Origin of the sequence: Streptomyces sp. CB02058 (assembly GCF_001905505.1) — a bacterium.
Lineage (GTDB): Bacteria > Actinomycetota > Actinomycetes > Streptomycetales > Streptomycetaceae > Streptomyces.
The window spans coordinates 295,023-310,023 of sequence record NZ_LIPG01000005.1 but is presented as its reverse complement, the minus strand read 5'-3'; the positions used below and the strand labels follow the sequence as shown (position 1 = coordinate 310,023).

The window sequence follows — 15,001 nt, the reverse complement described above, 5'->3', positions numbered from 1 at the left end:
CGCGAGCCCATGGAGCAGCGCATCGCCAAGGCCATCGCCGAACTCCAGGCCGTGGAGGCCGCTGTCGCACGGGCCGAGGAGGATCTGCGCGACTCCTCGCTCACCGTGCGCTCGCGCGACCGCGCGGTCGAGGTGACCGTCGGCCCGCAGGGCGAGCTGACGGGGCTGCGCTTCCTGGACAGCCGCTACCGGAACATGCCGGCCGCCCAGCTCGCCGCCTCGGTGCTGGAGGCCGCCGACCAGGCGCGGGCGGAGATGGCGTACCGGGTGCGGGAGATCTTCGAGCCGCTGACCCGGCCCACCGGCGTCGCCCCGGAGTTCGGCGGCTTCGACGTCGACTGGGACCGGGTCCTCGGCCCCGCCTACGGCGGAGAGGGAAGCGGCCGGGACCGTTCGGCGAGCGACCGGCTGAGGGACGAGATCCACGACGACTCCGACGACACACGGCCGGGCACACGAGGAGGGGGCAGGCGATGAGCGGGGTGTACGAGGCGGACCCGGGCGGGCTGCGGCGCAGCATCGAGGAGATGAAGAGCCTGCCGGCGCTGGCGAAGCGGATGGGCCAGGACTTCCGGCGCCAGGAGAACGACTACACGGACTGGCCGGGCTGGACCGACGACTTCGCCCGGGAGGTGCGCCCGAAGTACGAGGAGAACAACAGGTACTGCACCGACATCACCCAGGGCCTGTACGAGGCGCTGGACGTCCTGGTCTCGGCGACGCTCACCAACCTGGAGAACATCGAGGGCACCCGGACCGACGCCACGGAACAGATAGCGGCGCACCGGAGGAAGACCGACGAAGCGCTCCACGGCGACGGCGGGCAGGGGAAGCGCTGAGTGCAGGAGATCAATTTCCCCGAGGACGTCAGGAAGATGCTCTGGATCCTTCTCGGCGAGATGCCGTTGCAGGCCAGGGAGAACCTGGCGTGGGAGAGCCGTGCCCTCTACCTCGACCTGGGGAAACGGGTCCTCGAACTGCGTGACGCCGTACAGCAGTCGGTGCTGAACGCCGGGCGGGCGCTCCCGGAGGACGTCGCGCGGGGATATGTCCAGGGGCTGTCCCTGCTGACGGACGACGGCGGGGTCAACCGGCTCCAGGAGCTCGTCGACCAGCTGGACGACATGGCGGACGGCCAGATCGACTACTCGATGAAGATCCAGGAGTCGAAGTGGGAGATCATCGCCGAGATCGTCATGCTCCTGATCGAGCTGGCCTTCCTGGCGGCCATGGCGTTCTTCACCGGCGGCACCTCGATCTCCCAGATGGCGCTGGCCAGGGCCCGCAGCCGGCTGGCCGTGCTGATGATCATCGACCGGCTGCTGCGGATGACCCATATCGCGCCCGCGCTCAGCGGGGCGTTCGCCGAGGCCATCCAGACGCTGGCGGTCAAGCTCGCCCAGATCGCGTTCAACCCGCCGGCCCGCAGGCCGCCGGGCATCGACTGGGGCGATGTCGGCAAGGCGGCGGCGTTCGGCGCGCTCGGAGGTCTCTTCGAGGGCGCCTTCGGGCACTTCTCGGACAAGTTCAAGAACTGGTTCAAGAACGGCGCCGACTACTTCGACCATCTGGACATCGACTTCCCGAAGCGGAATCCGTTCCTGGCCAAGGGGCTGAACGAGGTCTACGACATCCCCGCCGTCTTCGTCGTCTCGGGGCTCAGCGAGACACTCGCGGAGGTGCTGGTCACCGGACTCTTCGACGGGAAGTGGGAGTTCAAGTGGGAGACCTTCGTGGGCTCCGGCACCAGCGGGGTGTTCGGCATGTACGCGGAGTCCGCGATCGGGGGCGGGGCGCTGTGGCTGAACAACAAGTTCTTCGCCGCCCCGGTGCCGTCGGGCGGGATCAACGAGCTGCCCGGTCCGGGCGACAGGAGCGGTGACGGCCCGGCGGACACCACCCGGGTGCCCGTTCCGACGGTGACCACGGGCGGGCCGTCCTCGCCGGTGCCGTCGCCGCCGCCGCTCGTGCCGGCGGCGACGCTCTCCACATCGCCGCTGCCGTACACCGCGCCGCCGGTGCCGTCGCCGCCCCCGTACTCCCCGTCGCCGGTGACGGGTGACCCGCCGTCCACGTCCACGGTCGTGCCGCCGGTGTCCGTCGGGCACCCGTCCGTCGGGCAGCCGACCGCGACGGGGCCGTACGGGACGGCGCGCACGGTGCCGCCCGTGAGGCTGCCGGAGACGTCGCCGGTCGTCCTGCCGGCATCGTCGGGGCCGCTGCCGCAGTCCTCGCCGGCCGGCCCGCCGGGTGCGGTGCAGCCGTCGTCGCTGCCGTCCTCGTCTTCGGCGTCCCCCGTGTCGTCCTCCCCGGGGTCGCCGTCGCCCGGTTCGGCGCCCGTGTCGTCGGCCGCTTCGTCGCCCGTGCCGTCAGGCGGGCGGGGGCCGGAAGAGGTGCTGCCCGATGCCGTGGACGCGGACACGGAGATGCTGCCGGGCACAGAGGAGGAGGCGGAGGCCACCTCGACGCCCACAGCAGCGCCGGTCACGCCGGGACCGGCAGCCGCGCCGCAGTCCTCGCTACCGCCGACGGCCGCCGCACCGGCATCAGTACCGGCCGGCGTGCCCGCCTCCTCGCCCGCGCACGGGTCCGCCCCCGGCGCGCGCCCGGCGGGCGTCGGCGAGCAGCAAGGGGCGCCGGATGCCGTGCGGGACCCGGTGCGGGACCTGGACACCGCGGAGGACCTGGACGAGGAGCGCCAGGCCCCGACGGGGGAGCCGGAGCCCGAACGGTCCGGCTCGCAGGCGGTGGGCGATCCCGTACGGTCCTCCCCGCTCCCCGAGGCCGCCGCTCCCGGCTCCCCCGCCTGGGAGGCGGCCCGCTCGGGCACCGATCCGGTGACGCGTGCGCACACCTGGGTCGATCCCGTCTCCGCGGCTCCGGACCCGCAACGGCCCGGCCGGACCACTCAGTTCGCCGTGACGTCGAAGTTCGACGTACGCCGCTTCGAGGTCGGAGGCGAGAGCGTCACCGATCTGACCGTCAAGGTCGGTGCGGGCGCCACCGGCGAACTCCCGGACGGCGTATGGGAGAAGGTGATCGGCGGAGTCGGTGAGGCGTTCAACGCCCCGGGCCACCGGCTGCCGAACGGGGACCTGCTGCACGTGACGGTGGAGCGGGTCGAGGCCGACCCGCATCCGAGCGGGCTCAACGTCCGGTTCATCCCCCGCGACGAGCAGATGACCCGGTCCGCGTGGTGGGCCGACGCCGATCCCGTCGACTACGCGCACGAGATCGGCCATCTGCTCGGGCTGCGGGACGAGTCCCGCCACACGGTCGCGCCGCACCGTCCCGACGTCGAGGGGAGCCTGCTGGGGGACTACCGGCGCCCGGCGCCCGACGGGCTCGCGCAGGGCGGGCTCCGGGGCCGCCACCTCCAGCTGCTGGCCGCGCACATCGGGGACGTCGGCCCCGCCGGGACCACAGCCGCCGCGCCTCCGCCGCCCGTCCGGCCGCGCACCGTCGGCGGGCATCCCGGCGCGGAGCCGTACGCTCCCGTGCTTCCCACGCAGGGGAAGGAGGCGCCGGCCACCCCGAAGCCGCCGGTGACCGTCTCCGGGACGCTCCCGAAGCCGGAGACCAAGCCGGAGGTCACACCTCAGCCCGAGCCCGAACCCAAGCCGAAGCCCGAACCCGAGCCGAAGCCCGAGCCCAAGCCCAAGGTCACCCCGCCCCCGAAGCAGAAGGAGTGGATCCGCACCACCCTCGACCGGACGCGGCCCCCGGTCCTGGACCCGGCCCTGCCCCGGCCGCTGGGCGGGCGCCGGGCTCCGGTGGACTTCGGCAACGGCACCCGGATGCCCGACTACATCGACGACGTACAGGCCCTGCTGGACGGCGTGCCCGACGACATCATCGGCGAACTGCTCTCCGGTTCCCTGACCTTCGGGCACAGCGATGTCGTCCTGCGCGGCACCGGGCAGGCCCTGGCGGAGATCGAGCGGGTGCTGGCGGGCGACGCCGGTGACGTGATGGCGGACGTGACGTACGCGTTCCGGCACGAGCCCAAGACCCTCGCCGGCGACGGCCGGGTGTTCCCGTACACCGCCGAGGACGGCAGCGTGCGCAAACTGTCGCTGGTCGTGCGGCACCACGGCGACTGGGAGCAGTTCGACGACGCCTACGGCAACCCGGTGAAGGTGGACGGGATGCACCGCTCGGTGGCCGCCGCCGGGCAGAGCAAGACCATGCAGTCCACCACCCAGATCGCGCTGGGCGGACCGATCGGCCCCATGGGGACGGCCGCGTTCAGCGGATTCGGACGGCTGGGGCTGCGGTTCGGCTTCGCCGCCAAGGTCTCGTACGGGCAGACCGACCAGCACACCAGCCAGACCGAGACACGCGCCCTGGACGGCTCGCGGGTCTACCTGGACCACGCGTACTACGAACTGCGGCTCACCGACGCGGACGGCCGGCCGGTGGACGGCCTGCGGCCGGGCACGGAGGGCACCGCGTTCCACGGCTTCAGCATGCGGGACGGCCTCTCGGTGCGGCTGCCGGACAGCGTCACCAGCGGCACGGTGCGCCCGGGGCGCATCCCGCGCTCCCTGGAGCTGGGCCGGCAGTCGACGTACCGGCTGGTGCGGACCGAGGGGTTCGGGCCCGTGGCCCGGATGCGGGACTGGGCGGCGGCGGAGATCGGTGTGCTGCCGGGCAGTACGGCCTTCCGCGAACTGGACGCCTTCTTCTCCTCGTTGAGCTTCCAGCGGCAGGGCCCCGCGCTGTCACGGGGCCGGGTGACGACCGTGCCGCTGGTCGCCGACGACAAGGTCCGCACCCCCCTCGGCGTGTTCGTCGTCGATGTCGTGCCGGGCCGGGCCACGCTGATCACGGAGACGCCCGACGCCGAGATGCGCGACATCAACACCTCGACGGTCCGCAACGAGCGCGGCCTGCAGAAGACGGCGGCGTTCGGGATCGACGGCGTCGTGGGCCCGGCCTTCAACTTCTTCGACCTCGCCGACGGGAATCTCAACCTGAGGCTCCAGTTCGGACCCGCGTTCCGCTATCTCTTCTCCGTGTCGCGGACTGCCGCGCTCGGCGGTTCGGGCTCCGTCAAGTCGGCGGGCCAGGTGAAGGGCGACCTGACCGGCCTCTACCTCGTACGCAAGACGGTCTACGTCAACCGGAGCGGCAGCACCGCCCCGCCCCGGCGGTTCCACACCTGGAGCGTGGACCGGATGACGCGTACGGAGGCGCGGCGGCTCGCGGGCTGGGACGACGGGCTGCGGCGGGCGCTGACGGCGGGCGCGCCGCCGCCCTTCGCGCCCGCCTATCTGACGGTGGACCGCCCCCCGACGCTGGGCATGCACCGGGTGGAGGAGTTCGCCTTCACCGACGGTTCGCGGTCGGCGGTGACGGATGCCTCGGGGCGCGAGCGGACCATGCTGGACACCTTCACCGACGAGGTCCTGACCAGGCTCGCCGCGGAGTATCCGCGCCTCGTCGCACGCCTGGACCAGCTCGCGCCGCGTGAGCGCGGGACCTGGCGCGAGCGGACCGCGGCCCTGCTGGAGTCGCCGGGGCCGTTCCCCCGCCCCGCGCCGTCGCTGTGGCGCACCGACGAGGAGTACCGCACGGCGCTCTCCAACACGCTGGAGGTGCTGGCCGCCCTGTCGTACCGGAGCATGGCGGGGAACCTGGAGGCGCTGACGACGACCGGCATCAGGATCCGGTTCAACGAGCCGGGCCGGCTGGGCCAGGGGCACCGTTACATCTGGCTGCACGCCGAGCTGACCAACCGCCGCTTCGAGGGTGTCCAGGACGACTTCAAGCTGCGCTACAGCACGGTCGGGGTCGAGCGCGTCGACGGGCAGAAGAGCGCCAAACGCATCAAGGAGCTCGGGTTCGAGGGGCAGTTGGCCTTCCGCGATCCGAGCGCGGACGACATCGGCGCCCCGAACAACGCGGGCGTGCTGACGCTCGGGGCGCGCAAGGGGTGGCAGTCCGACCAGGAGACCGGCTTCGGCGCGACCGCCACGTACGAGCCGATGACCGTGAGCGCCGGGCCCTCCCACCTGTACCGCTACGATCTCTCGCTCACCGTGGACCGGGGAGGCTACTGGCGGTTCCGGGGGCTGCTGCGGGGGACGGCGACCCTGGGGCTGCTGGGGACCCAGCCGTTCGTCTTCCACCAGGCCCGCGGCCTGCTGATCGGCTCCCGGCCCGGGGGCGGCACGATCGGCGGCGGGCCGATGACGGGGCAGGTGCTGATCAGCATCCCCGGCAGCCACGCGCCCGCCGTCGATCCGCACGCCCGGGGCAGGGCCAACCCCTTCCTGAGCATCGGGCAGCAGCCGGTGCGCCATCTGCGGCCCGAGCGGGCGAGGGCGCTGGCGCTCGGCGAGCCGGCCCGGTCCGGGACCCTGGTGCGCGCCACCGACGTCGTCGGGGACCCGGGCCCGGTGTCGGCGGACGGGCGGGGCTCACGGCTGTTCCAGGACCTCCAGAACCATCCGTTCCTGACCATCGGCGTCGTGCCGTCCCCTGCCCTCATGGACGCGCTCGGCGGGCTGCTGGACGCCGGGTCGGGCGGGGCGTGGCAGCTCACCGAGGAGGGCGCCCCGACCCGGGAGTCGGTCCTGCGCGCCTTCCAGGCCCAGTACCTGACGGCGAACTTCGACCAGAGCTCGGGTCCGCTCGGCTGGACCGCGGCCGGGCTGATGGGCAAGGGGCCGTACGCCACCCTCTGGGCGACGTTCCGCCATCTGACGGCGGTGAGCGACATCCGGGCCCTGACCGGCTCCGTCCCGATGGACACGGAGATGGTGCTCGGCGGTACGGGCCAGACCTCGGGGAAGCTGACCAGGACGTCGACGTTCTTCACCGGCGGGCAGCTCACCTACGCCCGTTCCCACTCGACGGGGCCGGGGCTGCTGGGCACCTACGGCCTGGTCGCGAGCCCCTGGTCGACGGCCGACCAGTCGAACACGACCGTCACCCGTGCCGTCGTCCACGACATGAACCGCAAGGGCTTCGGCCACCAGGTGCTCGTGACGGGCACGGCCGAGCACTGGCTGGCGCTGGCCGCGAGCCTCATCGGCGCGCGGGCGGCGGGCAGGGCGTTCGTCCCGGACTGGCTCGCGGCGGCGGCGGGCCGGATGACGACGGTGCCGGGCGGCTGGCTCGCCCATGTGCCCGAGAAGAGCGCCCACCTGGTCGGTCTGATCGACGACGGCATGGGCGACGTGCCGCGCTACACCGCCCGCCGGTGGTCACCGCAGCCCTGGTTGCAGGGCAACAGCTTCGGCACGTACCCCGTCAACGCGCTCGATCCGACGGCCGTGCTCGCCGCGTTCGACCGGAAGGTGCACGCGCTCGGGCTCGACGAGGCGGGCCGGGAGCGGGTCCGCACCCTGGTGTCCTCGCGTGTACTGCGCTCCCTGGACAAGGAGATGGCGGGCACCGGCTCGTCGGTGCCCGCCCGTACGGGGGCGTGGGGGTGGCACAGCTTCCGGATCGGGAAGCGGCAGGTCCGCATCCGTGTCCAGGTCCTGCCGGGCACACCGTCCTTCGAGATGCTCGACCACAGCGTGGAGATGGAGGAGAACCGGCGGGCCATCGAGACCGTGCAGGAGGGGGCGGAGTCCTCGAAGGGCGCGGACGTCGGCTATCTCGTCGGCGAGGGCGTGCACACCGGGGACCGTACGGCCGCGGCGTCCGGCCCCACCTTCACCGAGACGGGGTCCGGACGGCAGACCACCGGGGCGAGCCGCACGGCCTCCACCCTGACGGTGTTCCGGGCGGCGTCCACGGAGCCGTACGCGGAGATCGCCACCCCGTACCGCATCCGGATCACCCTGGAGGCGGACGACGCCCCCGCCCGGGACGAGGCGGACACCTCGCTGAAGGGGCGGGCGGTGGCGGCGCGCGACCGGTTCACGGGCAAGCAGGTCCTCACGGAGGAGGGCCCGGCCGGAACCCTGCGCGAGCACGTGCCGCTCAGCCTGATGGCCCCGGACGGCGACCCCGGCTCCGATCCTCTGCCACCGCCGTCCCTGCCCGCGCTCGCCCCGCCCCGGCCGGGCGTCCCGGAGAACGCGCTCGGGCCGTACACCAAGCACGGCGACGGCAGCCTGAAACCCTTCCGCTTCCCCGACACCGGCTTCGACGTCCGCCGGATCATCGGGCTCGCGGACATCCGGATGGCCAGCACCTACGCGGTCGCCCTCTCCTACGACGCGGGCTTCTCCACCTACGCGGACGACGCCCCCTACCGGGCCAGGGACACCGGACTCACCCGGCTGGGCACCGGCTCCGCCCAGGCGCTGGAGGACGGGGAGAGCAACGCCGCCCTGTCGGCGTACTACCACCAGGCCGTCACCCTCGGTGGCTACCGCGTCCCCGGGCTCACCGAGAAGAGCGTCGTCGGCAACGAGAGCGCCCAGCTCGACCTGTACGCCAAACCCGACTTCAGCCGGGCCACGCTGCTCACCGTCGCCGACGGCAAGAAGATGGAGATGCTCCGCCGGGCGGGCGAGAGCGCCGCGACGAGCGTCGGCCGGGAGAGCGTCCAGGACTCGGCGATCGGGGCCGGTGTCCTCATCAGCTCCGACCGGACCGGGCTCAACCAGCTCGGCGCCTCGGGCACCGGACCGTACGCCGGTACGGGCGACTCCCTCGCCACCTCCGCCGACCAGCTGACCTCGGTCAACACCAAGCCCAAGACGGGCCGGGTGTTCCTCTTCGCGGTGCCCACCACCTGGCTCAGCGTCGCCGACGTGCAGCGGGGCATCAAGGACAGCCGCATCGGACGGTTCGTCGGCGGCGCGTTCGGGAGTGTCAGGCCGGGGCTCAAGGCGGTCGCCTCGGAGGCCTACGCCGTCGTGTGGGTACGCGACGACATCGCCCGGGAGCTCGGGCTGATCGACGGGACGAACTTCCCGGCACAGGTGGCCGCCGCCTGGGACGCGGTCGGCAGCGCGAGCAAGGCCTGGGTCGACGCCGACAAGGCCTACTGGAAGAAGCGCCGCGGAGCCCTCGCCCTGCGCGAGGCACGGGACGCCGCGGAGAGCGCCCTCACCCCGGTCCTCGAGGCCGCCACCGCCGACCGGCGCCGACTCGACCAGGCGTACGACGCCGCCGAGACCGCCAGGACCGCGCACGAGGCGGCCCGGCTCCGGCTCGACTCCGTACGCGACACCGGGCAGCGGGCGGTGCGGGACGCACGGGCCGCCCTGGAGACGCTGGAGGAGACCGACACGGGCGAGGCGGCCCACGACGGCTGGGCCGAGATCGTCCGCGACCAGATCGACGACGCCCGCGCCGCCCTGAAGGCCGCCGAACGGACCGCCCGGGACCAACTGGCCGCGGAACAGGGCCGCATGGACGTCGTGCGTCGCCGCACCGAAGCGGCCGACCGGCGGGTCGACAGGGCGGAGAACGCCGTGGCCTCCTCGCGCCGGCGGGTCGAGGAGGCCACCCGACGACGGGACGACGCCCTCACGGCCTTCGGCAACCGCCGGACCCTGCTGGACGGGCTGAGGGCGACGGCTGAGACGGCGGCGGCCGAGTACCACCGGGTCAGGACGGGCGCGGACCAGCTCACCCGCTGGCACCAGGAGGCGGCCACCCCGGAGGGCCGGGAGCGGCTCGGCGGACGCGCGGAACCGCCCGCAGTCGTGCATGTGAAGGCCCCGGCCACCCTCGCACCGCCGTCGCCCCCGCCCCGCCCCGTTTACACCAGGACCGGCACCGGCGAGGGCGCGCGGCTCACCTCGCCCGACCAGGTCACCTACACCCTCCACGACGTGCCCAGGGACGGGGACGCCTTCCTCCACGCCCTGGTGGAGGGGCTGAGCAGGACGGCGCCCGAGCTGCTCACCGACCGGGGCATCGACCTCACGGACCGGCGCGCGGCAGCCGCCGCGCTCCGTCCGCTGCTCGCGAGCCGGCTCGACGACCCGTCGGACGCCGACCTGCTCGACCTGGTCGCGCCGGACGACACGGACACGTTCAGCGACGCGGACGTCACCGCGGCGGGACTGCGCGGGACGGGCCCCCTGGGCGCGGACACCCCGGGCGGCCGTGAGTTCGACGGGCTCGACGGGCTGATGCCGCACTCCGTCACACCGGACCGCGGGGCCCGCGCGGCGCTGGCCGTCGCCCAGCTGACGCGGCCCGGCGGCGCGGACGGGGAGGCCGGATGGAACCACGGGGCGGCGGACCTGCTCCCGGCCCTCGCCGCACGGACCTTCGGCGTGGACATCACGGTGGTCGACGAGGCGGGCCGCGCCCACGTCTTCCACCCCGCGCCCACCGACACCACGGGCACGCTCGACATGCTCCTCGGCGGGCCGGCGGGACCGCGTCCCCAGGTGGTGCTGAGCCTCGCGGACCGGCACTACCAGCTCGCGGTACGGGGGGACGCCCAGGCTCCGGGGACGACGTCCTCCGAGGCCGAGGGGAAGACCCTGGAGGGCAAGGCCCCCAAGGGCACCGAGGCCCCCAAGGACCCCAAGGGCAAGGGCAAGGCGCCGGAGGGCGAGGCTCCCGAGGGTGACGGGAAGGCGCCCGCGAAGAAGACCGGCCCGGTCTCACCGGGGCGCCCCGCCCGGGGGCGGCCCGTGACCGTCCCCGGTTCCGGCGAGTGCCTGCTGTTCTCGTTCATGGCCGGAGACCCGGCCTATCTGCGCGACCGGCTGCCGGGCCTCGCGGAGTCGGACCCCGCCGCGTACGCCTGGCTCGGCGACCCCCGCACCGTACGCGCCGGTCTGACGGCCGCCGCTGCCGCCACCTCACCCGACGGCACGTACGAGGGAGGCCCGGAGGCGGCCGTCGCCGCCCGGATGCGCGCCACCGTCGACGGCTACGTCAGGGCGAGCCGGGGCCGGCTCCACCCGCACATCATCGGCCAGTTGCGCATGTCGGCGGCGCCGGACCTCGCCGGCCGCATCGGCCCACTCCACCGGACCGCACTCGTCACCCTGCTCGCCCACCACGGAGTGGACGCGGACACGCTCGTGGACCGCACGGACGCGGGCCTGCGCCGGGAGCTGACCGCCCTCTACGCGACGAGTGAGGCGCCCCTGGACGACGTCGAGCTCCAGACCGTCCTGGATGCCGTCGCCCACTGGGAGGACCGGTACATCGACCCGGTGGGCGAGATCTTCCTGCCCCTGCTCGCCCATGCCTTCGAGGTCCGGGTGGAAGTGGCGAGGGACGGCCTGCTGTTCGACGAGAACCGGGCCGGGCTGCGGGACGCGTCCCGGGTCATCGAGGTGCACTACAACGGTCACAACCACTACAACGGCAGCGGCGCGGCACCCCGCGACCTCCTCGCCTTCGGCGAACAGGTCGCCCCCAAGCGGGTCAAGGACGAGGAGCGGGACGCGGCGGGCGACGTACGCGTGAATCCGCTGTGGGTGCCCCTGGACGAGGTCGATCCCGACCTGCTGGTCACGGGCAGCAAGGACGCCGTCTGGATCTACACCGTCACGGGGGACGGGCGGGTGCTGCTGGGCAGCGAACAGCCGAGCGCGATCGTGACGCCGGAGCAGTTCGACGCGCTGCTCACCGGCATGCGGCGCGTGACGCCCGAGCTGACCGCCGATCAACTCCGCTCACAGCTGGACGGGCTGGGTCACACGGGGATCGCCGCGGACTTCGGCGGGAAGGGACGGACGGTCCCCGGACCGAGCCGGGTCTCCGGGGAGTTCCGGTGGAACGCGGAGCGCGGCCGGTGGACGGTGAACGACAAGTCGGGCCGCTACATGAGCGAGTCCGTGCGCCCGGGGCTCGACCCCGCGGTCGCGGCGGGCTGGCTGGAGCGGGTGGCCGGTCTCTTCACGGACCGGCTGGGAGTGAGGGTCGTCCCCGACCAGGTCAAGACGTCCGCCGCGCCGCCTCCCGAGGGCGGCTCCGCACCGCCGCCCGCCCCGCCGGTGGTCCCCCTGGAGGGATACGTGTCGCTCGCCGAGCTGGACGCGATCGGGGTGACGCTGTCGGCCGGGCAGACCGCGCAGGCCGTCCTGCTCGGCAGCCGGCTCCCGGTGGAGGGGCTGGGACTGACACCGGAACAGCAGCGGCTGGTGCGGGTGCAGCGGGGCGAGCCCGACACCTCCGCGCCCACCCGGCTGCTCCTCGACTCGCCGGAGCCCTCGTCCCCGGCGAGCAGCGTGGACTCCCTCGACATGATCATGGACTGGGAGGACGGGGAGTCCGGCGAGGGCAGCCCGTCCCCCGAGCCGGAGCCGGACCACCACCGGATCCTGGTGGACCTCTACGGCCCGGACATCGACGGCAACCCGCTCTATCCCACGCTCCGGGAAGCCCTCGTCCGGCTGGACACCCTGCGCGGGAACGGTCCCCGGTCGGCGCTGCGCGACGGCCCGTTCGACCTGGACGCGGTGGCCCGGTACGTCCTGGGCCTCGACGAGCAGGAGCCGGTGACCAGGGCGCGGCGCGGCGAACTGCTCCGGGTGGCGCTCGACGAGAACGTGGAGGGCGCCCGCAGCCTCGCCGAGCTGGCGGCGTTCCGCCTCGTGCTCGAAGGGGTGTTCGCCGTCGCCCGCACCCTGCCCAGGACAGGCGGCGACATCGGGCGGAACTGGACGGGCGACCGGGTCAGGAGCCTCGACACGGCGCAGCTCGACGCCTCCCTGCAACGCCCCGACGGGGGAGCGGTGTTCGAACCCGGTGGGCCTCCGCCGTACGTCGTGATGGCTGCCGAGGGCGGTCACGACCATGTCGTCGTGCTGGACGCCGAAGGCACCTCCCACCGGGTGCCGGGCGAGGTGTTCGCCGAGCTGCTGGCCATGGATCCGGTGCTGGCCGGGCTTCCGTCGGACGTGCCGGTGGTCCTCCTGGTCCCGGAGGCGGGCGCCCGGGGCCTGGATCTGCCACGAGCCGTCGCCGACCGGACCGGCCGCACGACGTGGTCCACCAGCGGGCGTCTCGCGTTCACCGGGCCCGGGGACCGGACCGTCGTCTCCCCCGAGCACCGCCCGGGTGGGACGGCCGGGGTCTGGATCGTCAGCGAGCCCGGTCAGCTGCCCGGGCCCGACGCGCGGCAGGACGCGCAGGACTGGGAGAGCGACGTCGTGTCGTACACCCAGGTCTCGCAGGGGAGGCCGATCGGACGGTTCGTCTTCCACCCCGCCGAGGCGGCCCGCTTCGAGGGGCTCATGCGGCAGATGCCGACGACGACGGAGCTCTGGCACCAGAACCCGGTCACCGGTGTCCTGACCAAGGACCCCGGTCTCGTGCCCTGGGCGGGCAGGCCCGCGTACTTCTTCGCCGTGCACGCCTTCCCGGGGATGACCGACATGGCGCTGGAGGGCGGCGCGAACCACATGGCGCGCGGCCCCCTGACCGGCGGGTTCCTCAAGCGCCGGCCCAGTGTGTCCCAGCTCCCCGGCGACCATGTGATCGTGATGGACGCCTGCTGGCACGCGACGCCGGGCGGCGCGGACTTCGTCAACGGGGACGCCCCGCGGGCGCCGTACGTCGCCGATCCGCTGGCGACCGTCAGCGACGCCCAGTACACCGCCAACGAGACCGGCCGCACCGTGTTCGCCTCCACCCGGCCGAGCGGAATCCAGCGGCTGAGCGCACAGCAGGGCGGCGGACACGTCCGCATCCTCAGCACCGACCCCCAGGGCAGGCGTGGGCGGTGGCTGGAGTTCCGGCCCGAGCCCACCGGCGCCGCGCTCGACGCCAGGGCACGCGCAGCGGGTCTCCACCAGGGCGACGGGCCCGCACCGCCCGAGGTCCGGGACACGGCGCTGCGGCTGGTGCGTGCCCTGCGGAACGTGTTCGGCCCGGATGTGGAGCAGGACGCCGCCTACGCCCAACTGCTGGCCGGTATCGGGGCCCTGGAGTCGATGCGGGCGAGTGACCCGGCCCTGGCCGGTGCCACGCCGTTCACCGTGGACCTGCTGGAACAGACGGTACGGGCCCTTCGCGGCCCGCTGCCCGGCACGGCCCTCACCCCTGACGACCACCGTGCCGCGCTTCTGCGCGCCGCCACGGCCTCCGGTACGGGAGTGGCGCTCAGCGCGTTCGCCGCGCTGCCCCTGCTCGTCGAGGCCGCGCGGCGGCTGGACGGCTTCGCCGGGCCCGACGCCCTGGACGCCGAGGCCGCGCGGGTGCTCGGGCTGCCGACGGGCGCCGAGGTGGGACCCGCCCAGCGGACCCGGCTGTTCTGGGCGACGGCCGCGGCCCTGGCCTGGGAGCACCGGACGCCCGATCCCGACACCGCCGGGGCCCGGCTCCTGCACCTCGACCGGCCCGACCCGGCCCGGCGCGGCGAGGTCGTCGACCTGGTGACCCGGGCGGCTGCCGCCGGGCGGGACCTGGACAACCCGACGGCCGTGGCGGCCTTCCACCTGGAGACGCTGGGCGCCCTCGCTCCGGAGACCCGGCTGCTCGCCGCTGACGGCAGCACGGCGGGCCGCACCTGGTTCCAGACCCCCCGGAAGCCCGGCCCCCTGAACACGGCCGCCCTCGTCACGGCCGTGCCCAAGCCCGGCGGCGGCTTCCAGCCGGGCGGTGTGGTGCCCGCGCCGTGGAAGACCCCCGACAGCCCCGGCCCGTACGTCATCTGGGCGCCGGGGGACTCCGGCCACCTCGTGATGCAGCTGCCCGGCAGCCCCGTCCTGCGGGTTCCGTACGACGAGATCGGCGAACTGCTCTCGCGCGACAGGGAACTGGCGGGAAAGCCCCTGCGGACCGATGTGCTTCTGGCCGTGCGGGAGGCCGGAACGGCGGGCGGCACCGATCCGCGCCCGGTGATCGGCGCGCTGACGGGCCGGGGTGTCTGGACGACCACGGACAAGGTGTTCCTGACCGGATCCAGCGCCCCGGGTTCCCCGTACGCCGTCGCCGTCCTCCGGGACCCGGCGGCGGCGGGCGGGCCTTCGGCGGCGGGGGCCTGGTCGGTCGTCCGGCCCGGCGGCACCGGCACACCGGACCCCGCGACCGCGCCGGCCACCGGAGAGCCCGGGATCATGCTGCCGGGCTGAGCGTGCCCTGCACCGGCGTTCCCAGGAGCGGTGTGTCC

General features: G+C 74.1%; 3 protein-coding genes. All 3 read left to right on the top strand.

From position 1 onward, the window contains the following. The first annotated feature begins 9 nt into the window (after positions 1 to 9). The 3 genes from AMK10_RS26290 to AMK10_RS26280 are packed head-to-tail and all read left to right on the top strand — an operon-like array spanning position 10 to position 14,963. Positions 10 to 477: a YbaB/EbfC family nucleoid-associated protein gene (locus tag AMK10_RS26290; RefSeq protein ID WP_107428516.1), complete on the top strand. Its 468-nt coding sequence runs from the start codon at positions 10 to 12 to the stop codon at positions 475 to 477. Next, positions 474 to 839, top strand: a complete 366-nt coding sequence (locus tag AMK10_RS26285; protein WP_073750431.1) for a hypothetical protein — start codon at positions 474 to 476, stop codon at positions 837 to 839. Before AMK10_RS26290 ends, AMK10_RS26285 begins: the two co-directional genes overlap by 4 nt. After that, the gene (locus AMK10_RS26280) at positions 840 to 14,963 is read left to right on the top strand and encodes a lonely Cys domain-containing protein (RefSeq protein ID WP_073750429.1); all 14,124 of its coding nucleotides are present in this window, start codon (positions 840 to 842) and stop codon (positions 14,961 to 14,963) included. The last annotated feature ends 38 nt before the right edge of the window (positions 14,964 to 15,001 follow it).

What these genes read in the sequence shown, in the direction of transcription:
- AMK10_RS26285 (WP_073750431.1), top strand. Translation starts at nt 474, where the DNA reads ATGAGCGGGGTGTACGAGGCGGACCCGGGCGGGCTGCGGCGCAGCATC.
- AMK10_RS26290 (WP_107428516.1), top strand. Translation starts at nt 10, where the DNA reads ATGGAGCAGCGCATCGCCAAGGCCATCGCCGAACTCCAGGCCGTGGAG.